We start from the raw sequence: 21,495 nt of genomic DNA on the forward strand, positions 1-21,495 counted from the left end.
TGTGCTCGTTGACCATACCGATTGCTGCATCAATTCATAACAAGTTGTTAGTTCTGAAAATTAGCAGCCACTCGTTGTAACGGTAAATTCTTGAATTGAACTGGTATGACGGTACTCTGCATAACAACGATCATTCATTAAATTACCCGTGCCATAACCGATACGCGAATGACCATTGTCTTCATATACGCTAACGTCAGCATAAGTCGCTGTTCTTGTCGTATTATTTTTAGTTACGTGGTCAGGAGTTCCTAACGCAAGAAAGGTTTCAATAAAGTAGAGGTTTGGCGTTGTGGCTTCACTTTTCGTTTCCGGGTATCCACGATAAAACTGATAATTACCATACTCAGTTTTGATTGTTTCATTATCACCCAATATATCTTTAATTTGCGCTTTCATATGCAGTAGCTTTACTGTTTCCTGAAGGCTACCGTAAAAGCTTTCAACCGCTGCTTTTTTCGCATCACCACGTAAATCAATAAAACGAGGGATCGCAGCGGCTGCAAGTACGCCAAGAACAATAATAGTAATAACTAATTCTATGAGTGTAAAACCGCTATTTCTTTGTGAATGAATAAAATCCATTTTTTGTCCCTGCTAAATTTTAAACGGTTGGTACTATAACATAACTAGTGCCGCCCACTTTATTAAAATACAGGTTAAAAAATGAATTGGTAAAGGAAGCCAGCTCCTACTGCCATCCCTAAAATCACGAATAAGAATGCGGCGATCATCTGGTTTTTAAAGATAGATTTAAGTAAAATAACTTCCGTTAAACTCGCGCCAGCACTACCAATAATTAACGCCATTACCGCACCTAGACTCATGCCTTTTGCTGCTAACGCTGCACTTAATGGAATTACAGCTTCCGCACGAATATACAGTGGAATACCAATGACGGCTGCAACAGGAATTGCAAATGGATTATCTTCACTAGCAATACTCGCCACAAATTCTGTCGGCATAAAACCATAAATTATTGAACCCAGTGCGATGCCACCGATTAAATAAGGTAATACCTTCTTAAAGTCAGTCCATGTAGTTAGCCAAATTTTCTTCCACTTGCTTATCGGTGCTTGTTTTCCGCCACAGGTAGATGCACACCCTTGCGACTTTCCTACAAGTGCAGGTTCAATATACGCTTGTGGTTTGACATATTTTTCAAAACCGAGTTTTTCCAAGGTATAACCCGCAATAACGGATACCCCCATTGCGATGGCAAAGTAAAAAACTGTAACTTTAATACCAAAAGTGGCAGCAAACAGGCCGATAATAATGGGGTTTAATAGCGGACTGGCAAACAAGAACACCATCATAGTACCGAACCCAGCTTTAGCACGTAACAAACCTTTCAAAAAAGGAATTGTTGAGCATGAGCAGAACGGCGTGATCGCCCCCAACAAACCAGCAAGGATATAGCCCTTGCCGTGCTTACCACTCAAGATACTTTGGATCTTGGCTGGCGGAATATATTCTTGCAATACACCCACTGCATAACTAATAAGTAAAAAAAGTACCGTTAACTCTGCGGCTAAGAAACCAAACATTCCTAAGGTATCCATCACCATTTCTTGTGTAATGTTAAACATAACTCAAATCTCTATATTTCTGGAATAGTAGAAATACAGACTTGAAAATAAATTATGTCAAGGATATTTCTATAAACATGGAAGTATAAGATGTGTGAGCATCAACCTAATGCTAAATGATACAGTCTTAGTTGGCGCTTTATTCTTTCGCTTAAAACATTAATGCGAACCGGTTTAGTAATGTAATCATCAGCCCCTAAAGCAAGTGAGTTTATTTCAGCTAACTCAGTATCGTAGGCAGTCACCATGATGATTGGGCCATCAAAAAACTGCTCTTTTAAAGTTTTAAGTATACTTAAGCCTGAAGTATGTGGAAGCTGTATACCTAAAAGAGTAAGTTTAGGCTGAGCTTCAATAATAAACTCCACAGCACCATCACCAGTATCAAAAAAATCGATATTATAACCTTCTATTTCAGAAAGAAAATAATACAACATTTCTCGAAACTGCGGGTCATCATCTACGATCACAATGTCTAACATATACTTCCGATTTCTTTTATTATGTATAAATAACGAATTAAAAAACGGCCTAAATCAAGACCGTTTATATTAAAAATATTTATAACTGAAGATTAATATTCTATATTATTCATTTTGATAGGCTCTAGGTTCCACGCATGTCCACACCAGTTAAAATAACTATTATTATTATCGATCTTAGCTTCAAATAATTTAGTCCCAGTATTATTGATAACTTGAATAATATTCTCAGTGTTACTTGTTGCCGTTGCATAATTAATTACATAATTAGTACCAGACTGTATAACGCTAGAGCAAATGCCTGAATAAATATTATCGTCGTAGCTCGATATAACCTCGGTTTCCATCATATCTTCTTTAGCGAGACTGTATGTCTGTACTAGGCTAGTACCATGTACTGCCGCTCTTGTATCAGGATTTCTAGAGTTATTAAAAAGTAAAAGATCACCATTTGAATCAAGTGACAAACTATGCTGTCCGATTGGATACTCACCATTTTTAGAAGTTAAATTGTAGCTATCCAATTTATACTGGCTATTTGCCCAAGTTCGAGTTGTGTCGCCTAATACCCAAATGATATCACCCGTTTGATAATCAAACTTCATCACAAAGCTATTTCGAAGTGAGACAATAACAGAGTCATCAGCAGCGCTATATATAGCTGAATTCATATGTGACCAGTCAGTATTTGCAAAGAATCCGGTATCATTTCCTCCCTCTTTTTCAATATGCGCTTTAATAATATCGCGCATATTCCAAGATTTTAAAACTGTCGCATCATCTTTAACATCAGCAAGTAAAGTACCTTTCTCTTGCCCAAGGCTAGTGTCTTTTATACCATGAAGTTCAACAAGATAGCTGTCCGTTTTACCTGCATTGATATTATGGTGAAAAACCAAATCAGAGTAGCCCGGAAGCGTTAGCTTATCTTCGATTCTAGTTCCATCTAGTTGAATAATCTGAAGATTATTACATTGCTTTCCACTTTCACAACTGTAATAACCACGGTTTTCAACATCAACCCCATCACCCAGCAATATTTTTCCTTTAGTAAAGGTACTTGCAGTTGCATTATTTTTGTTACTTAAATCTGAATAATCAAGCATCCACCTTACTTCACCATCCAGATCCATGATAACTGGCGAACTTAAAGATTTTAGGTAAAAATAATCATCTGCATAAGTCGTATTAGAGTCAGCTTTTTGTGTCACACGAATACTTTCAAAGGTTGAATTAAAATCATCAACAGTCGTTGTAGTGTCATTCGGAGCTATAAATCTTGGCGTTGATATACTGATTGATTTAGGTACTGATTTTAGTACACCGGCATCATCATAATGAATAGTTATGTCCACTTGATTGCTATAATTTTCGTATAAAGCAAAAATAGGTAGACTTAAAACACCGTTATCTATCGTTAATGACGTTATATCGTACGAGGCCTTAACTGCACTACTTATTGCATTTACTTTCGGCGTGATCTCAAATTCGACTTTATTTATCTTATCAATAATATCATCTAATCCATTACCACTTATATCTACTGACGAAATAAATGCAGAATCATTATTATCATTTTCAACAATTGTAAAGCTGTTCGAATTTGCGTAAGAATTAGCGCTTAATGCACCGATTGCAAGAGAGATTGAAGTTACGAGAAATTTACGTAAGTTATTATTTGCTTCCATTTTAAATAAACACCTATAGTTATAATTATATTCATGCATAATTATTAATGCACGCATATATTATATACTTATAAAAACAGAAATTTATATGTGGTTTTATTATATCTTTATTATTTATTTATTAGGAGCACATTAATCAATATATACGAACTACCGACGTTAAATAATTAATTTAAATTTAAATAGATAACAAGAACTGACTAATTCTGCTTTGATGTTTTATTATTATACATTTTATGATCTATATCGCGTAATAACGCCTGCAATGATATCGTTCTCTCACGCCTCAATGAGATACCAGCGGATACAGAGATATCAAGCTTTTCTCCCGTATCTTTAATACTGAAACTGAATCGCTGTAAACGCGTAAATGAGTCTGAAACTTCAGGTACTATTTTATTAAGGGTAAGTACAAACTCGTCCCCGCCAATACGATATGCTTTTCCTGACCAATAACATTGAATATGCTGAGCAAGTGCGACAAGCACCAAGTCCCCTACATGATGACCATACTTATCGTTAATACTTTTGAAATTATTAATATCCATATAGACAAAAACACACTCACTTTTAACCCCAGATTTGAATCTACGAGTCAGTGCTCGTCGGTTGCCTAGTTTAGACAATGAATCTGTAGTCGCTTGAATATATAGATAATAAGTAAATAAAAGTAAGAGTATAACAACGCAAGCAAAAGATAATTGAGTCAATCGTATGTATTTTTTCTCAGCTAACAAAGCAGACTTCCAATCAGGTTGCAGCCCATGAAAGTTGACGATGTGCTTCACATTCACGAGAGGAAGCGCTTCAGAAAACAGCATCGCGTAATCTTTCCCCTGCGCTGTACGTTGAAAGGCCATAGATACACCCGTGTAGATTTCGGTAGATATAGATTTAGCCTGAGATACAGGTAGAATTCTACGCTCAGTTGTCATTAATTTATTGAAATTACCTTCACCTATTGGGATGTAATCTACATCTCCATTAAGTAAAGCTTCAACCATCTGATCTTGGCTTGAAAATCTAGATAAAGGTTTTTTAGGTAATCGCAGTGTAATAACATCGTCGAAATAATCAGCCTCTACAACGCCTATCCGCTCACCAACTAATTCAGATAGTTGATGATATTGATTTATTTTGTAACCAGCACGACTGATCAATAGTAAATGAGGTTTGTAATAGGGTTCACTAAAATAGAATTTTTCTTTACGAGAATCAGTAATAGCCATCGCCCCTAACATATCAATTGATTTTTTATCTAAGTCGTTATAAATATCTGCCCAGGGCTCATCAACGCCATTCACTAATTGGCACTTAAACCCGAGTATAAAACAAACTCTCCTAACAAGAGAAAGACTCAACCCATTGATTGGTGCACTTCCATCTTCTTCTAAATCTTCAACTTTAAATTGAATGACATGATTGGTATCCACACTACTACTCGTGACCTTTTGTCGTAGCGACTTTAGTCTAACATTGTACTCATTTTTATTAATAATATTCGCGACCTGATGCTGTAGCTTATTTTCACTGAGCAGACGGTTAATCTCATCAAGTAGAGCGGTATTTTTTCCATGTTTAGTCGCAATCGAGACGGGAGTAATATCAAAAATACTTGATATTCTCTCTGCTTTAAAACCTTTTTTAAGTGCAACCTCAAGCATCCCTGAATTGCCAATAACGGCGTCTACATCGTCATGCTGAAGGTAATCAAATGCAGAATCAATATTATGATAAGTAGCAAAAGACTTGTTATAAAACTGTAATTTTAGAAAATCATGATATGTTGACCCACTGGGTGTTAAAAATTTATTAACAGTTGATTTATTAAATTTATTTTTTGTGAATATGTACGATAAATCGGTATGCACAGGGGCTGTAAAATCCAGAAAAGACGATCTTTCAGATGTATATGTAATATCAGCAGTAAAATCCAAATACTCTGTATTCAACAAATACAATATATTATCGTAGCTTTCATAATAATGAAAATCAAAATCAATTAATAATTCATCTGATATTTTTTGGAAAACAAACTCACTAATTTTGTCTCGTTTAACAATACCCACATCATAGGTTTCTCTTTTTGCATAAGCACAATTAATCTCTATTAATAAAGTTAAAAATACAAAAAGTAAATTCTTCATAATATATCCAAATTAAATTTATAACTGCACATTTTCAGTAAAATCTATCTTTTCTATTGGCTTTGGTCTCGAAAAAAAGAATCCTTGTGCAGTACTAATTTTCTCTTTTTTCATCAATTCAACTTCACATTGTTTTTCAACACCTTCGACAACTATTTTGGCGCCTAGCGTTCTTACAATCTGGCATGTTAACAAGAACAGTTCCGCCCCTATTTTATTATAAGTATTCATTGTTAACGTGCGGTCAATCTTAACGATATCAAATTTGTATTTAGACAAATAACCTAATGATGAATAACCAGAACCAAAATCGTCTAAAGCAATTTTAACCCCCAACGCTCTAAATTTTTTAATTTTTTTAGCTGTATTACACTCATCTTTAATCAATACATCTTCGGTTATTTCTAAAATGATACTAGAAAAAGGGACTTCCACGTTTTCAATTTCTTCTTTTACAGCATAAAAAAAATCTTTTCGAATAAATGTCACTGGTGATACATTAATTGAGACTGTAATGCCAAATTCCTTAATGATCGTCGCAGTTTCAGTCAATGCCCGATGCAATACCCAAAAGTCGAGTACTGAAGCCAATCCCACTTTATTAAAATCATCTATAAATATTGGTGGTGTTATTTTACCCTGACGATCTCTATGTCGAATCAATGCCTCGATAGATACCATATTTTTAGTAACCACATCATATTGAGGCTGATAAAATAATACAAAGTCCCCACTCTTTTGCAGTTTATTAATACGATTCTGAGCGAGAATATTCTGATTCATTGCTGGTAACATGCCACCTATCGATTTACTTTCGTCCAATTTGTCATAATTAAAATAGTTATCCGAAATAGACTTGGAATACACAGCATTTGCCATTTTGATACCATCCATCCGACGAAAAAATGGGTAGTAAATACTGATACCGAGAATGACAATGACCGCTTGTAATACGACTGAGTTCATATCTCCATCTGTAGATAAATAGCCACTGTATAATGTCGGTGTCATCCAACTAATTGGAATAGTAACAGGAGCGACTAAACCTAGTGTCGTCACTAAATAGGCAAGAGACAGAGATAATATTGGAACCATAATAAAGGGAATGATTAAAATTGGGTTAAACATGACAGGCAAGCCATATATCACTAATTCATTAATATTAAAAAAACTAAATATTAATGACACAGCACCAAGTCGACGATAGCCTTGATTTTTTGTTAATAACATACAGATAACCAAACTTAACGAATTCCCAGCACCACCTATCGACGCATAAGCGGTCAAAAAAAGGCTATTCATAATATGCTCAGAATGGCATTGAATGTCAGTAATCGCTACCGAATGGCTGCAATCAAGACCAGCAGAAGAACCAGAAAGTACAGCATGGCCATTCATGCCGATGAACCAAAGCAGATTCCGACTTGTTTCTAATATAAGCGCATTAAATAAAGGGTTAATATCATAATGGATAAACCAATTCTCTGTTTCAATCATCACGAAACAAGACAAGTAGAATGCAGGAAGCCCTATGATGACAATCACTAATAAAGTGATGCCGACAAGGTTTATCGACTGATCTATCACAGAGGGCAGTTCAGAGCGCATAAACCATTTTTTGCTCTGAATATAAAAGATAAATTTAGATACTAATATTGGAATTAATACGGCCATAAAAAACGGGATTTTTATATTAAGCAACGCAGTGCTGTCAATAACTTTACACGTATTAGATATAATTAAAACGATCACTAAAGATGAAGTGATAACCAAAACTCGCGATACACCTTCTTTTTTAGAAAGAAATAAAGAAAAATAAGTCAATAGCAATATTGGATATAACGAGCGTGTACTTTCGGAAACAAGTCCCATAAACAAGCTTAATCGATGAAATCCCCCCCCCCAAAAAAAAGATGACAAAGCGTCACATAACGCTGAAATAACTGGAATTGGTAACAGCATAATAAAGGTATTACAAAGACCACGTAAATAAAGATTATCTGATAAACAGTCTAACAATTTCATCATTTTATTATTCAACAATACACGCATCAATTTAATTTTTTATCAGGCTGATAAATTTATCAGGCGAGATAGGTTTTGAATACTTCCAGCCTTGCACTTTATTAACGCCAAGTTCAATAACAAGCGACTCATCCTCCTCATTCTCTATCCCTTCAAACACAATATCATCACTAAAATTTCTTATTTCTTTAATTAATTTTTTAACCGAACCCTTAAATTTATTATTATTGTGCATTGCATTGAACAAGCTTCTATCTAATTTAATACAGTCAAACCTGAACTCACTGAGCAGTATCATCGATGAGTTACCGGTAGTGAAATCATCTAATGAAATTTTTACACCAAAATCATTTCTTATTTCTGTAATAAAACTAATAACCGCATTTTTATGCTCTGATGCTATTGACTCAATAATTTCTAGCTCCAAATTCTTGATCATGTCATTTTCAGTCAATATCGCTCTGACTTTTTTCTTAAACGTTTCACAAGCTATACTTTCAGAACTCACATTAACCGAAAAAACAACATCAAACATATTGTTTATCTTAATGAAATCTATCGTTTTTTCTAATATTACAAAATCTAATTCTGGTACTCTTCCGCATTTTTCTAAATAATTTATAAATACCGCGGGAGAGTAATGCTGTCCATTTACGTAGAGGCGAGCGAGGGCTTCAGCACCGTATATAACACCTAATTTCAAATCGAATTTAGGCTGAAAGTTAACACTAAAGCTTTTGTATTTTAACGCTTGAGTAATAACCTCTTTAATTACATTTTTATTGATGTAATCTTGTACTTCTTTTGAATTTTCGTAAGAATAAAATAAAGCGCCATCATTAAGAGAGTTAGCATACATAGCTTCAGTACTTGCTATCAGGTCTAATTTAAGATCACTAGACCTATTTTTCACACCACAATTAAATACGACTCTTTTTTCGTCTGAACGTTGCTTTAGCTGTATCAACTTGCCTTCTATTTTTTTTATGCAACCGAAGTTTGAAAAAATAACAAAGTGATCACCATAGAGCCTAAATATCTTTGCTTTCGATGGAAAACTATCTTTTAGCATATATGAAAAAACTCTAATAATGTTATTCGCATTTTCGACGCCATCAGATTTTTTTATATTCTCTAAATTTGATATGTTGATGTAAATGATGTTTTTATATTTTTTATTTCGATGATATTTTTTCATCAAGCTCGAATTTAATAATTTTGTTAACGGATCAACCGTTACTTTTTTATAACAAAAGTAAATATAAATAAAAAATAGTATCGATAACACCATATAAGAGTAAAAATCTCTTAATCTCAGTTCCTTTTTACCATCTATAACAGATTGTAAAATAAGGTTTCTAGAATGTTGATTTATCGCAACATATCCAGTGGTATTGGATATATCTATCAATGAATTGAGGATTGACAATAAAGCGTTACTTTCAGGATGATTTTCAGGAACCAAAAAGACAACTGACTTCAAACTCAGCTTTTCTTCAGTGAAATTTAAGCTTGGATTTTCTGCCAATAATAGCTTTCCATCTAAACTTGTCGAAATAAATGCATCAATATCACCTTGCATAAAGTATTCGACCATTTCTTCTTGATGTAAAAACTCTATATATTTTCTTTCCGGAGAACGTAGGTCCATTGGCATCTCTTTCATTATACCAATTCGTTTTACATCATTAATGTCAGTGTTTTTGAACAGTACAATCCGAACCAAACCTAAACTTTTAGTAGGTAGATTACCGTCCATTTTTTCTTTGTCATATATAGCCATAGTTACGTCATCGCTATATAATTTAAAGCAGCTATCATCATGACAATCTTGATCAACAAGATTAATGCCATAAATCTCATAGGCAAGATTTTTATACTTGTTGAATATCAACAGGTTGTTATATTTATCCGCATAAAAAGGAAATAAGTGAAAATCCATTAATACATTAATATCGTTACCATTCTGTAATGTTTTATTCGACAATGGTAGATACTGATGATTAAAGTCGGTAATTTCTTTCTCCAATTGAGTTTTATCTATGTTTTCAATGATGTCATTTATTATCGGTAATAATATTTTGCTTTTACTTTTAATCACGGCAACATGACTGCCTTTCATTTCTGATATCGGCATTTTAAAACCGTGGTAATTTGTAATATAGGAGCTACCAGAAACAAATAATGGCTCTTTGTTTAAATCCGAAACAGATTCTACTAATTTTATATTATTGTTAAATCCAATAGATTCTAAAAATCGCTCAGTAAGCTCAACCAAAGCAGAACCCTTAAGTGTCGCTATTGATAGACCCGATTCTAGGTTATTTATTAACGGATTACTGCTCACGATATAAGGGATCTCACCACTTATCTTTATTGAATAGTCTAGATATTTAATTCGATCTTTAGTCTTAGCAAGGTCAAAAATTAAATCAACTTTCCCACTCTTCGCTAATTCAATTAATTCAACCAGAGGCTGTTTAATAATAAGAGTCTTAACACCTAAACAATTTTTGAGTGGCTTTTCAATAATTTCATATGCAAAGTCACCATTCGCCATTTTTCTTGCGTATAGACTATCGCTAACAATACCAATTTTAATTGTTTCATACTGATAAGAAGACATATCTGTTACAGCATGGTTGGTGCTACAAGTAGCATAAGAGGGGGTTATAAAGATAAGAAAGAATAGTGGGCAAAAGTAATGTAGCTTGAATATAAAAGAAATCGACATCATCATAAGGGTTTCACTCTCCATTACTCTTAACTTACTAGACCAAGTTTATAAGTATATCGAGATTAACCCGTTCAAACTTTAAGTAAACTTAAGCTAATGTAAGTAAACTCAAGCCTATGAAGTGTCAATAGAGATAAAACTGAGTTGCGTCAATACAAGCACAACTCTTATTAACCGCAGTTAGAGTTCTGTTAACTCAATATCTACGCGCCTATTTTTTTCACGCCCCTCTGAAGTATCATTGTTAAATTCAGGCTTTTTTTCACCTTTTGAATCTAGCAATATCCCCTGAGAATTAACACTATTTTCGATCAGGTATGTCTTCACGCTTTCAGAACGCTTTATACCGAGTTCATAGTTATAGATGTCCCTACCGATAGAGTCGGTATGACCAGTCAATTGTAAACCAGTATTTGAGTCTTTCAGGCTACTCGCTAACTCATTTAAAATGTGTCGACTTTCGCCTGTTAACTTGTCTTCATCAAAAGAAAAGTTAACTCGAGCAAAAATATCGCCACTACCCTCAGTAAAATTAAGACCACTATTTCTATATAAATATTCAGCGCACTCTTCTTTTAAGCCCGAATCACGGAAGCTCTCTTTCATGCGTTTCAACACATAGTCAGTCTCGCTGCTAGCCTTAACTAACATCGTTTGACCTTGCTTTTCGTGGACCGTATTTACCTCGCCCATGTGAACACCTAGTTGATATTCTAGCTGCTCACTAGAGCAGTAAGAGATAAATTCGTTTTGTTTCATTGCCTTTGCATAGGCACTTGTACAAGCTGATAATATTAATAACGACAACACTATTTTAGATTTCATATATTCCCATTCATTCACAGTTACTTTAGATGACCGATTTCTTCAGATATTAGCTCTAGGATCCTATCTAATATGTCTTGTTCATTTTCGGCTTTATAAACATTATCAACGCCAACACACCTCGCTAGCTCTACATTTTTTTCTAGATCATAACCAAAACCAATAACGGCCAACTTAGCCGAGAAATTTTCACCCTTCTCGTTTTTTCCTTCTGAAAGCCCCTTCTTGATTATTTGACAGTAATTGAGATCATTTAATGCCTTATGCCGAATAGACGGATAACCATAACTATCTTCCCCATCTGAAAGCACAATGAGCAACCGTCTTGCATTTTTACCCTCGTTGTTTAACATCTGAGCACCACGAATTATGCCTTCATAAGATGAAGTGCCACCAGTTGCTCTGAACTGATTAAACCGAGTAATAAAATTTTTGTAATCGTTGGTTAAGGGAATATCATAAAAATACGGATGACCTTGACCTTGATAAGTACCTGGCTGCCAAATCTGATTTATGGTCTGATATGCATTTTGAGTATAATTTTCGAATTTATTTCCATAACAGTCCGCAGTGAAAAAATTAAATGGCACAATACCAACTTTATTATTTCCGTCAGTAATCTCATCAAACTTTTCTACTTCCTCTACAATATTTTTCATGGCGTTTTTAAGCGCATCAACCTTTTTTATGCCATTATTACCTTTCCACTCCCCGCCCATTGAACCTGAAAAATCGGCAACGAACACCACATCAACGGTTTTATTCACATACTTTCGCGCTTTTGCTGCATGCCCAACTGTAAACGTATCACCAAAGCCGACAATAGATTCATTACCAGGAAACCATGTATTGAGTTTCGTTTTAGCTTCGATACTGTACTCGTTAAAACGGTTCTCCCCTCTTTCTAATCCTGCAAGACATTCGGGTATATCATGACATGCTAATTTACTAATTTTTAGGTCTTGGGGTAATATCGTATCCTGATTATAAAAATAGTTTGAAATAACACGAGTAGCGATATCCCTATTTACTTTTGAACCAGCACCATCAAAATCTACATCAGTGTTATCAGCATTTTTGGCTGCAATTGTTAAAATAGCAACTTCCGCGGCATCCCCTAACCTTGCTTTGCTCTGTAAAGCACGCACCCCGTCAGTCGCCAGAGCAAAAATACCAAACAAAACAGGAACTATCATTACAAACAGTAATGCTGCATGCCCTTGTTGGCGCTTATAATATGCTTTCATCATTATCGGCCTATCATTATTGCGCTAGATGATACGGTATTAAACTCTTCACCTATCAACGCCCCAAACCAGTTTTCAGTTCTGTAAACCATGGTAACCCGGTATATGCTCGCTCTGCGTCCCCAACTCGTCATCACAGCCAAGTTTCTCAGAGAATCCATGCCGATACTCGGCGTAATTGGTTGAGTTCCTTCAGGAAATGAAACAACAACCGACTCGTCCCTACTGTTAAATTGCAACGCTTCTATATGCATACCCCATCGCTTGCCATCAAAATTCTGTGAGGTTCTGCGCATACTTTGCTTTGCAATCGTATTTAGAGTACTGGTTTCAGCCTCTGATAGTGTGTAACTGTCGTTGTAGAACTGGGTACGCTCTTTAAGAATGTTGGCGACAGAATAACTTAATCGATCAAGCTTTCCCTTCAGCGATAATTTAACAATCACATCAGCACTAAATATAATAAGGAAGGAAAAAGCGACACCAACAATTGCAAATTCAACGGTGAAATTACCTTTTTGTTTATAATTTAAATTCATCGCGCTCATATTCCTGTATCACAATTGATTCTCGAACTAAGAGTTGATCATCACTTAAAAAATAGTTAAACATCGGGTTATAGTTATATTCGACTCGGTATATTGCAATGGCACTATTCACCTCGATACCACATTCTTTAAATTCATCTTCACCTGGTTCGCAAACCGACTTGATATTCTTAAGATCTTTCAAACTAGCAATATAGTGAACAGACACTTTAAACTTACTCGTGTCTAGAAATTGCGACCAGAGGGTGTTATTGCTTTTTATACTTTGCCGAAACTGATTCATATAGCTATCTTCATCTTTCTTCACCGACCGAGAAGATTCAGCCAATGCTAAGTCGGTTAATCCAGATATATAAGACACGTAGCTCATTTCAACCCAAACACAAACTAATAACCAAAATGGAAATAGCCCGAGAGCAAACTCTATGGTCGCTACGCCATTCTGGGTCCTTAATGCTTTATTCATATAGAGGTCTCACGATAGGGGTTTCAGTTCGATTAATGCGGTGACGATGTCGTCTATTTCATCTTGCGAATAACTTGAAGTTAAAATACTTCTAACAGCATTCACATCATTAATTTGAGAGAAAGCAATAATCAAGTTAGCCTTTATTTTAATATCACTTGGATCTTTAGTATAAAGTGGCATTAAACGTGTGATTGAAGCCTGTGGATTTCCTTCAAGTAAATCTAAAACAGCTAAGTTGTTTTGAATAATAATATCGTCATGAAAATGTGCTCTCGCACGATTAAAATAATTTCTTGCTTGTTCATAATTATTATTCTCGGCATAAATCAGCCCCATTAAGTTTTCAATTTCAGGGTTTACGTCGACTTTCTCTATTATTTCTTCACATGTACGTAATGCATTATCAAAATTTTCACTTTTATATAATGCTTTTGCCTTTATCTCTAATATATCGATAGAGACTTCACCTTGTTTCAATAAAGGCGCTAACGTAAACAAGCTTGATTCATAGTCATCAATCGACAAGTAAGCATTCGCCAACTTAGTTCTGACCATGTAATTCTCTTTCGCTTTTAGCTCGGCCTTATATAGCTCAATCATTTTGTGATTATTTTGAGTTTGTTCATAAAAATCGAGTGAATTGGAGATCGAATCATTGTTATTAGCGGCACAACCTGAAACGAGCAGTATCAATATAAAAGTCAAATATCTATACACTTTGCGTTAACCTCATAATACCAGGGGCCGCGATTAAGATAACAATCGGAACCATAATAAATAAAATCAATGGGATTGACATTTTTGCAGCCAACTTACCAATCTTCTCTTCCATACCTAACATTTGCAGTTCACGTATGTCTTTCGCCAGCGTCGTTAAAATACTGTATATAGACGTACCATATCTAAGGCTCTGTTTAAGGGTGACGACAAAGCTGCGCATTTCATTGCTTGGTACTAACTCATACAGCTCATCTAATGCTTTTTCTAAACTTACAATCTTTGAACGATCATTTGTTTTATCAAGGAAATAGCTTATATCTCTGTCAAATGAAGCCATCTCCTTAGATAAATAGCGCATCGAAGACTCAATAGTCATACCTGTTTGTATACAAACAGCCATGAGGTCTAATAAGTAAGGTAACTTGTTTGCAATTTTATTACGTAGTTGTTTCGTTCGATAATCAATGTATATATCGGGAATAACCACACATATCAGCACCCATACAGCAATAAATAGCACATGTTGAGTCATCTCTATCGACTGGTTTAATGATAAGAAGTAATACCCGCATAAACCAATAACAAGCAAAGCATACTTGATCTTAAGATAATGCTCAGCCCAAGAAATATGATAAAAACCTGCAGCCTCAAATGCATTTTTAGTGGTTTTTTTACGATCATTAAGTGCTTTCTGAATCTGAACTTCGGCCTTTTTAATATAGGGTACGTCCCCTTCACCTGATTTAGCAAAGTTAAGCTTCGACAGCTTGCTCCTACGCTTCCACAAAACAAACGTATAAAAACCAAGTAAGCCCGCGCCAGACGTGATTAATATCAGTAATAAGAACAACTCATTTTGGCTACTAAGCATTACTTCACCCCTTTCATTAATGACCAAATGATGGACATACCGATAAGTTCGCTCACCAATACGTAATAAAGAATTGGTTTACCTGAGTCACTAAACATCACAAACTCAAAGTTTTCAGGGCTTAAATATTGCAAGATAAACAGGAATATGAATGGAATAGCGCCGACAATTTTAGCGGAAGCCCTCGCCTCCGATGTCATTGCATATTTCTTTTTTTCTATCGCGTTCGAATCAAAAATCAAACGATTAAGTCGTGTTATAATCTCTTTAAGTTGACCACCACGCTGCATATTTGCACGCAATGTAATGACAAAAAACTGGAAAGTTGGATATGGATAGCGCACACAAGACTTTTGGAAAACCTTATCAGGTGTTTCACCCAGCTGGAGTCGCTCCCCCATCAATTTAAACTCTCGACCGACATCATTGTCTAGCGATTGGCCAACAAAAATAATCGCGTGCATAATACTTTCACCAGCACTCACAGCACTTGCTAGCATATTGAGCGCATCGGGAAAAGAAGCCTCAAAGTTTTTCTTAGCCCGATTTGCAAGCCATGAATAACCAACAACAACAGAGACTATTAACATAGGTACAGAAACAAATAACCAGTGCACTCGGAAAAAACCTTTGTTCACAAACAGTGATAAAGCGATAATAATAATCATAAACAAAGCTGCTTTTAGAGGTGCAGCTTGTCCAAGATAACGCTTTAGGTTATTCACGAGCCTTACTGTCTTTTGTTTCCAATCCAGTGCTGTCAGGGAGCTAAAATTTAATGCTTGTTGATTTTCGTCCATAGAGCTAACCAGCACAGAACGATTTATATGCGCTAGGTATTTTTGTTTATTTTTCTGATTAGGTTTCAATGCTACTAGCACTAAAATACCACCTAAACAAAGACATAAACTGGCTATCATGCCGTTTCTCCTGCTCTAAATACGGGGTCTCCGACTCTAAATGCAGCTGATAATTTATCCTCTAGACCAAAAAATCGCGCCTTTTCCATCAACACAGATCGCTGCATCAAACCAGCAGTAATGAAATTACCACTCACCTTTCCGCCCAGCCCCTGCGAAGCTTGAGGTTGGAAACGAAATATCTCTTCAAGCACCACATTACTGCCTTCTAAACCGACAACTTCGGTAATACTCATTACTTTTCGGCTACCGTCATGCAAACGGCTAATTTGAATAACCAAATCAACAGCGCTCACAATCGTTCTTCTAATTGCTTCAAGTGGTAAATTATTGGTCGCCATCATAACCATGGCTTCTACACGTGCAAGTGCGTCTCTTGGCGTATTCGCGTGTAGTGTCGACATTGAGCCGTCATGTCCCGTATTCATCGCTTGCAGCATTTCAAACGCTTCGCTACCACGACATTCGCCGACAATGATCCGGTCAGGCCTCATACGCAGTGAGTTAATCACGAGGTCACGCTGTGTAATCGCACCATTGCCTTCAATACCAGCGGTTCTTGTTTCAAGTCTTACAACATGAGGTTGCTGAAGCTTAAGCTCGGCTGCATCTTCAATTGTCACTATTCGTTCATTTTCAGAAATAAACTGAGAAAGTGCATTCAGCATGGTTGTTTTACCCGAGCCCGTACCACCTGAAATCAGAATATTCAAACGACAGTGTGCCGCGATCATCAGTAATTGCGCCATTTCTGGTGACATGGCACCAAATTCGGCTAGTTTTTCTAAACCAATACTGCTTTTTTTAAATTTACGAATTGATATAGATGTACCATCAATCGCGACAGGGGGAATAACAATATTCACACGGCTGCCATCAGCTAAACGCGCATCGCAAGTTGGCTGTGATTCATCAACACGTCTTCCCACCCTGCTGGCAATACGTTTTGCGATTTGAAGTAACTGTGCCTCGTCAATAAATGACGCTGCAGAACGCTCAACTAAGCCATTACGTTCAATATAAACCTGGTTCGCACCATTGATCATAATGTCACTGATACTCTCGTCATCCATCAGAGATTGCAAAGGGCCTAAGCCATGAATCTCATCGATTAAATTTTTAACAAATTCAGCTCGAATCAATACAGTTATTGCTAATCCTTGTCGATCAGCCAGTAAATCAATAGCACCCGACAACTGCTTTGCTAGTTGCTCTTTAGTAAGGCTATTAACCGCTTCAACTTCAAGCGCATCGAAAATTTGTAACCTCAAACGGGCATAAACAGACATTTCCATTACGTTCGCCCCTTAAATAACTGCTTAATTGAAAAGGGTTTAGTGACACGACTCTCTTGACCAAGGATCAATCCAGTTAATTTATGGATATTACTAGACAAGGCGCTGTTGAGTTGATAAATATGCTTACCTTCAATAATGTCCTTCGCTGCACTTTTATCAAAACCACATACAATATCAATTTTTTGGCCTAAACACTTCTCGACCTCCGCTCTGCTGATACTGGCTGACATTTCAGGTCGGGTGTAATTCATCACTAAAATACACCGCAGTGGCGAACCAATTCTGTCTAATTCAGAAATAAGACGGCAGGCCTCTCTAACACTCGCCACGCTTGGTTCAATAACTAAAACAAAGATGTCACATTCCTGAGATACATAAAGCAGATCCTTTTTACTATTAACTGAACGTGAAAGATCTTCTAGAATAAAGTTGTTCTGTTTTGCTAATTCGGTTGCAAAGATACGAATATATTCTTTCAACTCAAGTTCATTCAGCTCGGCGGATTCAATAGATAATACCGACAGCATATCGTTAACTTTTCTCGTCATGCTTGTTGCATAACTAAAGTCCATTCCAGCCGTCATCCCCCCTTTCTGAACCATTCTTTTTTCAAAGTCAGGAATACCTAAAAATATATCAATATCACCACCAGAAAAATTATGGTCGACGATCACGCATGAACTATTTTTTAAGTCACTTAGGATTAAACCAATTTCACTGGTTAACAAGGTCGTCCCTAAACCACCTTTAGAGCCCCAAACTGCCACTTTTTTAGCGATTCTATTCTTGCCAAGCCCAGCTTGTTTTTTACGATTTTCATAAACATGTTTTACAAAGTCGACAAGCTCAACTTTCGTAATTGGCCAAAATAAATAATAAAACCCCATCTGCTTTAGATTTCGGATTGTCGATATCGCATCCTCACTACCAATTACAATAACAGAGGCATGATTGGGTAGTAGGTGTGAGATCCTTTCCATATCTTTAGTGACATTTTGACTTCGGTTAAGATCAACCAGCACCACTTCTATAGAGGATTCTCTGACATGGCGACGAATATTTTCATCGGTATTCTCGATACTCGCTGGCGTAGTAATACCTTCAAAACGAAAGGCTTCTTCTACTAACTCTTTACACTCTACCGTTTGGTTAAATAAAACCGCCGAAAAAGTATCTTCATGTTTTACCTTTTCATCATTTTTTGATTTGAGTAGATCTACAATATCAAGCATTACAAAGCCTTTGATGGACGAGTATCCATTTCAAATTGATTCAACATATTTTCGGGATTACTCATTAACTGCCAACGCATAGAATCGATCGTACAACCTAACTGATTATGATTAAAATCACCTAATTGAACAGGACGACAAATGGGTACTGTCACTTGATGTCGCGTTACCCTAATAACATAATCAAAACGCTGCTTGATAGGCTGCTTAACACGGGCAATGCTTATCATAGAGGCCTCTATACCTTGTGCATGCAATTTAGATTCAACTTTTTTAGCAAATTTGTACGCCGTATTATTACTGACATACATTTCTATATGACCAAACAAGATGTTATCTTTTTGCTCGACAAGGAACGAATCAAGTCTCTTTTTTGCATCTAGACTTTTACTTTTGTTCACGTTTAGCGACAATGAATAATGTATTGGTGTGATATCTACGCCAATACCACTCGTAACATCCGCGCGGTCAGCGCAAGCTGTCAAAAACAAAATACTACTAACAATCAATATCTTAATGTATTTCATAGTTTAAACCCTCCGTTTGACAACAACTCTTTAGTCCATTTAGCACTCTCAACCGAAAATTCCTGTTCCACAGCAAAGAAACGGCTTAGGGTTGTAGTTCTACGCATCGTCGGAAGTTGAATTTGCTCTGCGCTGATAGGCTTAACAAGATTAACAGTCGCAACAATAACGAGTTCCGTTTTATTACGCTCTGTCTCCGTCTTCCTAAATAGCGCACCTAATATCGGGATCTCTGCAAGCAAAGGTACTTTTTTTAATACTTCTTTATCTTCAGTGCTCATCAGTCCACCAAGTAAAAAGCTCTGGCCATCGCCTAATTCAACAGTAGTGCTTGCTTTACGTGTTTTAAGTGCAGGTAAATCATATGTATTATCAGCAAACTGAGTATCTAAATTACTAACTTCAGGCTCAAGAGATAGTCTGATTTTACTGTCTTGCAGTACTTCAGCAGATACAGTGAGTTTGATGCCATATTCTTTATATGTGACTCTCGTTCCACCATCTTCATGGAAAATCACAGGTAGCTCACCACCGACCAGAAACTCTGCAGACTCACCAGAAATCACAGACAAATTAGGCTCAGCTAATATTTGTCCCACCGAGTCATTTCCAGTCGCAGAAAGCCAAGAAACAATATCCTTACTAGCCCCTGTGGTTAAGTTTTTAACAAATTCGCCAGCCGTGAAATTTGCATTTAATATTGAGCCATATTCGACACCGATATGTTCAAGGAAAGTATGTGAAACTTCTGCAATCGATAACTTAACATTTACTTGTTTGGTTACCGCCAACTCAAGTTCATTCAATAGACCTGGGTACGTTTTTTTCTTTATTTTATTATTTCTACCGAATAGCGGAAAATATCTACTACTACTATTACTAGACGCATTTATTGACTTTGATACAAGGTTCAGAATCTTATCTGACACGTCCTGAGAAGATACAATGCCTCGCACCAACACCTGTGTATCCACATTCGTCAGTGTCACCTTTTGCGTAGGAAATAATTTACGAATTTTGTTTCTGATACTGGCAAGATTACGGGCAACCACTATTTTGTAATTAAGTATTATTTCTCCATCTTCGTCAAAAATAACAAGATGTGTTTGACTACGTTTTTTGGCATAAATAATGGCTTTGTTCTTATCGATAACTTGGTAATCGGCCACACTTGGATCGCTAACAAATATAGTGCCAATTTCACGCTTGGTTGTTACTGTATGCGCATCACCATTATCGATATAAATCCATTTTTCCGCATGAGCAAGGTTAGGCAGTGTGAATAAGCATAATGCGGTCAATATTCTAAATAGAAGCTGCATATTTAATTTTATATTTTTCATTTATTTTATTACCACATGATTAGCACGCATCTCAGTAACGGATTTGAAATCTGGTAATACATCACCAGCATCCGCCTTTAGATCACCGGCGGTATAATCCCCGATTGATTTATGTACCTCTATTTCAGCAATTCGCTTCGCAACGGTTACCTTAGCAACTTGCTTTCTTGTCAATTCTAATATGATGTCAACATTGGCAGGTACATCTTCTAACTCGCTGTTTTCGGGAAGCACTTGCTCTACAACTTTAAGAATTTTGATGTTTAAAAGCACCGGATTAACACCGATCATTCTTGCCGTCTTTGCTGCAGCAGCGCCGAATTCGATGCTCATACGTGACCGCGGTAATGTTAGCGCTACCAAATCCACATACATGCCATGACGAATGACACCGCCAACAACAGCTTCGGCCGGTACACGTAACACATAAGGGACACGGTCTGGAGCTAACACTAGCTCGATGTATCCTTGGTCTTGTGGAGATACCAGCATGTCAGGAAATAACAAGGTGCTTTTACTGAGCTTCTGGCTATAAACAGCACCAGACGAGAAATTGATACTCATCTCGGTATCAACCCCATTTTTATTCGCTTCGGCTTCGGGTAAATACCGAATTTCAAAATCACTACGCTTTACAATGTCACCACGCTCAACATCGTTTTTTAACCACCAGGTCTTTAGCTTTTCGACATCTGTGTCTTGGACTAATGCTTCGATAACGGGAATATTGGTTTCCGGACGACTTAAGCTACCAGCAATACCATATAAACCGATGATAATTAACCCGATAGCAAGGCTTAAAATGAGTTTAGACTTCACACAGCGTT

The 21,495-nt window shown here is 36.4% G+C and carries 19 protein-coding genes; all 19 read right to left on the bottom strand.

Going from position 1 to position 21,495, the window contains the following annotated elements; genetic code table 11:
* Positions 1 to 60: 60 nt before the first annotated feature.
* The 19 genes from HWV01_RS17470 to cpaB all read right to left on the bottom strand — a co-directional run bounded on the left by HWV01_RS17470 (position 61) and on the right by cpaB (position 21,487).
* On the bottom strand, positions 61 to 585 hold the full coding sequence (locus tag HWV01_RS17470; protein WP_211672753.1) for a type II secretion system protein: 525 nt from the start codon (positions 583 to 585) through the stop codon (positions 61 to 63).
* A gap of 74 nt (positions 586 to 659) precedes the next feature.
* Positions 660 to 1,589 carry a permease gene (locus tag HWV01_RS17475; protein WP_211672754.1) on the bottom strand — a complete coding sequence of 310 codons (930 nt, stop codon included), beginning with the start codon at positions 1,587 to 1,589 and terminating at the stop codon, positions 660 to 662.
* Positions 1,590 to 1,690: 101 nt separating this feature from the next.
* Positions 1,691 to 2,071 (bottom strand): response regulator transcription factor, encoded by a 381-nt coding sequence (locus HWV01_RS17480; protein ID WP_211672755.1) that lies wholly within the window; start codon positions 2,069 to 2,071, stop codon positions 1,691 to 1,693.
* A 92-nt stretch (positions 2,072 to 2,163) separates the two neighbouring features.
* Positions 2,164 to 3,759 (bottom strand): aryl-sulfate sulfotransferase, encoded by a 1,596-nt coding sequence (locus tag HWV01_RS17485; RefSeq protein ID WP_211672756.1) that lies wholly within the window; start codon positions 3,757 to 3,759, stop codon positions 2,164 to 2,166.
* 200 nt (positions 3,760 to 3,959) lie between these two features.
* Complete coding sequence (locus tag HWV01_RS17490) at positions 3,960 to 5,906, bottom strand: GGDEF domain-containing protein (RefSeq protein WP_211672757.1); 1,947 nt, start codon at positions 5,904 to 5,906, stop codon at positions 3,960 to 3,962.
* Positions 5,907 to 5,924: 18 nt separating this feature from the next.
* Positions 5,925 to 7,934 (bottom strand): EAL domain-containing protein, encoded by a 2,010-nt coding sequence (locus HWV01_RS17495; protein ID WP_249185362.1) that lies wholly within the window; start codon positions 7,932 to 7,934, stop codon positions 5,925 to 5,927.
* Between the two features lie 28 nt (positions 7,935 to 7,962).
* Positions 7,963 to 10,671, bottom strand: a complete 2,709-nt coding sequence (locus HWV01_RS17500; protein ID WP_249185363.1) for an EAL domain-containing protein — start codon at positions 10,669 to 10,671, stop codon at positions 7,963 to 7,965.
* Positions 10,672 to 10,848: 177 nt separating this feature from the next.
* Positions 10,849 to 11,493 carry an OmpA family protein gene (locus HWV01_RS17505; protein WP_211672759.1) on the bottom strand — a complete coding sequence of 215 codons (645 nt, stop codon included), beginning with the start codon at positions 11,491 to 11,493 and terminating at the stop codon, positions 10,849 to 10,851.
* A 20-nt stretch (positions 11,494 to 11,513) separates the two neighbouring features.
* The gene (locus HWV01_RS17510) at positions 11,514 to 12,743 is read right to left on the bottom strand and encodes a TadE/TadG family type IV pilus assembly protein (protein ID WP_249185364.1); all 1,230 of its coding nucleotides are present in this window, start codon (positions 12,741 to 12,743) and stop codon (positions 11,514 to 11,516) included.
* Positions 12,743 to 13,288, bottom strand: coding sequence for a tight adherence pilus pseudopilin TadF (gene tadF, locus HWV01_RS17515; protein ID WP_249185365.1), 546 nt, complete (start codon positions 13,286 to 13,288; stop codon positions 12,743 to 12,745). Before tadF ends, HWV01_RS17510 begins: the two co-directional genes overlap by 1 nt.
* Positions 13,263 to 13,754 (bottom strand): TadE family protein, encoded by a 492-nt coding sequence (locus HWV01_RS17520; protein WP_075471056.1) that lies wholly within the window; start codon positions 13,752 to 13,754, stop codon positions 13,263 to 13,265. The genes tadF and HWV01_RS17520 overlap by 26 nt, the downstream gene beginning before the upstream one ends.
* Before the next feature lie 9 nt (positions 13,755 to 13,763).
* Positions 13,764 to 14,462 carry a lipopolysaccharide assembly protein LapB gene (locus tag HWV01_RS17525; RefSeq protein ID WP_211672760.1) on the bottom strand — a complete coding sequence of 233 codons (699 nt, stop codon included), beginning with the start codon at positions 14,460 to 14,462 and terminating at the stop codon, positions 13,764 to 13,766.
* Positions 14,463 to 14,466: 4 nt separating this feature from the next.
* The gene (locus tag HWV01_RS17530; protein WP_045109334.1) at positions 14,467 to 15,348 is read right to left on the bottom strand and encodes a type II secretion system F family protein; all 882 of its coding nucleotides are present in this window, start codon (positions 15,346 to 15,348) and stop codon (positions 14,467 to 14,469) included.
* On the bottom strand, positions 15,348 to 16,268 hold the full coding sequence (locus tag HWV01_RS17535) for a type II secretion system F family protein (RefSeq protein WP_211672761.1): 921 nt from the start codon (positions 16,266 to 16,268) through the stop codon (positions 15,348 to 15,350). Before HWV01_RS17535 ends, HWV01_RS17530 begins: the two co-directional genes overlap by 1 nt.
* Entirely contained in the window at positions 16,265 to 17,563 is a 1,299-nt protein-coding gene (locus tag HWV01_RS17540) for a CpaF family protein (protein ID WP_045109332.1), read from the bottom strand. Before HWV01_RS17540 ends, HWV01_RS17535 begins: the two co-directional genes overlap by 4 nt.
* Complete coding sequence (locus HWV01_RS17545; protein ID WP_211672762.1) at positions 17,563 to 18,798, bottom strand: chromosome partitioning protein ParA; 1,236 nt, start codon at positions 18,796 to 18,798, stop codon at positions 17,563 to 17,565. The genes HWV01_RS17540 and HWV01_RS17545 overlap by 1 nt, the downstream gene beginning before the upstream one ends.
* Positions 18,798 to 19,325, bottom strand: coding sequence for a hypothetical protein (locus HWV01_RS17550; RefSeq protein ID WP_211672763.1), 528 nt, complete (start codon positions 19,323 to 19,325; stop codon positions 18,798 to 18,800). Before HWV01_RS17550 ends, HWV01_RS17545 begins: the two co-directional genes overlap by 1 nt.
* Complete coding sequence (locus tag HWV01_RS17555; protein WP_211672764.1) at positions 19,322 to 20,668, bottom strand: type II and III secretion system protein family protein; 1,347 nt, start codon at positions 20,666 to 20,668, stop codon at positions 19,322 to 19,324. Before HWV01_RS17555 ends, HWV01_RS17550 begins: the two co-directional genes overlap by 4 nt.
* Entirely contained in the window at positions 20,669 to 21,487 is an 819-nt protein-coding gene (gene cpaB / locus HWV01_RS17560) for a Flp pilus assembly protein CpaB (RefSeq protein WP_211672765.1), read from the bottom strand.
* Positions 21,488 to 21,495 lie beyond the last annotated feature (8 nt).

The organism is Moritella sp. 5, from assembly GCF_018219455.1.
Lineage (GTDB): Bacteria > Pseudomonadota > Gammaproteobacteria > Enterobacterales > Moritellaceae > Moritella.

What these genes read in the sequence shown, in the direction of transcription:
- HWV01_RS17530 (WP_045109334.1), bottom strand. Translation starts at nt 15,348, where the DNA reads ATGCTTAGTAGCCAAAATGAGTTGTTCTTATTACTGATATTAATCACG.
- HWV01_RS17480 (WP_211672755.1), bottom strand. Translation starts at nt 2,071, where the DNA reads ATGTTAGACATTGTGATCGTAGATGATGACCCGCAGTTTCGAGAAATG.
- tadF (WP_249185365.1), bottom strand. Translation starts at nt 13,288, where the DNA reads ATGAGCGCGATGAATTTAAATTATAAACAAAAAGGTAATTTCACCGTT.
- HWV01_RS17540 (WP_045109332.1), bottom strand. Translation starts at nt 17,563, where the DNA reads ATGGAAATGTCTGTTTATGCCCGTTTGAGGTTACAAATTTTCGATGCG.
- HWV01_RS17520 (WP_075471056.1), bottom strand. Translation starts at nt 13,754, where the DNA reads ATGAATAAAGCATTAAGGACCCAGAATGGCGTAGCGACCATAGAGTTT.
- HWV01_RS17475 (WP_211672754.1), bottom strand. Translation starts at nt 1,589, where the DNA reads ATGTTTAACATTACACAAGAAATGGTGATGGATACCTTAGGAATGTTT.
- HWV01_RS17495 (WP_249185362.1), bottom strand. Translation starts at nt 7,934, where the DNA reads ATGATGAAATTGTTAGACTGTTTATCAGATAATCTTTATTTACGTGGT.
- HWV01_RS17500 (WP_249185363.1), bottom strand. Translation starts at nt 10,671, where the DNA reads ATGATGATGTCGATTTCTTTTATATTCAAGCTACATTACTTTTGCCCA.
- HWV01_RS17510 (WP_249185364.1), bottom strand. Translation starts at nt 12,743, where the DNA reads ATGATGAAAGCATATTATAAGCGCCAACAAGGGCATGCAGCATTACTG.
- HWV01_RS17485 (WP_211672756.1), bottom strand. Translation starts at nt 3,759, where the DNA reads ATGGAAGCAAATAATAACTTACGTAAATTTCTCGTAACTTCAATCTCT.
- HWV01_RS17535 (WP_211672761.1), bottom strand. Translation starts at nt 16,268, where the DNA reads ATGATAGCCAGTTTATGTCTTTGTTTAGGTGGTATTTTAGTGCTAGTA.
- HWV01_RS17470 (WP_211672753.1), bottom strand. Translation starts at nt 585, where the DNA reads ATGGATTTTATTCATTCACAAAGAAATAGCGGTTTTACACTCATAGAA.
- HWV01_RS17505 (WP_211672759.1), bottom strand. Translation starts at nt 11,493, where the DNA reads ATGAAATCTAAAATAGTGTTGTCGTTATTAATATTATCAGCTTGTACA.
- HWV01_RS17545 (WP_211672762.1), bottom strand. Translation starts at nt 18,798, where the DNA reads ATGCTTGATATTGTAGATCTACTCAAATCAAAAAATGATGAAAAGGTA.
- HWV01_RS17555 (WP_211672764.1), bottom strand. Translation starts at nt 20,668, where the DNA reads ATGAAAAATATAAAATTAAATATGCAGCTTCTATTTAGAATATTGACC.
- HWV01_RS17550 (WP_211672763.1), bottom strand. Translation starts at nt 19,325, where the DNA reads ATGAAATACATTAAGATATTGATTGTTAGTAGTATTTTGTTTTTGACA.
- HWV01_RS17490 (WP_211672757.1), bottom strand. Translation starts at nt 5,906, where the DNA reads ATGAAGAATTTACTTTTTGTATTTTTAACTTTATTAATAGAGATTAAT.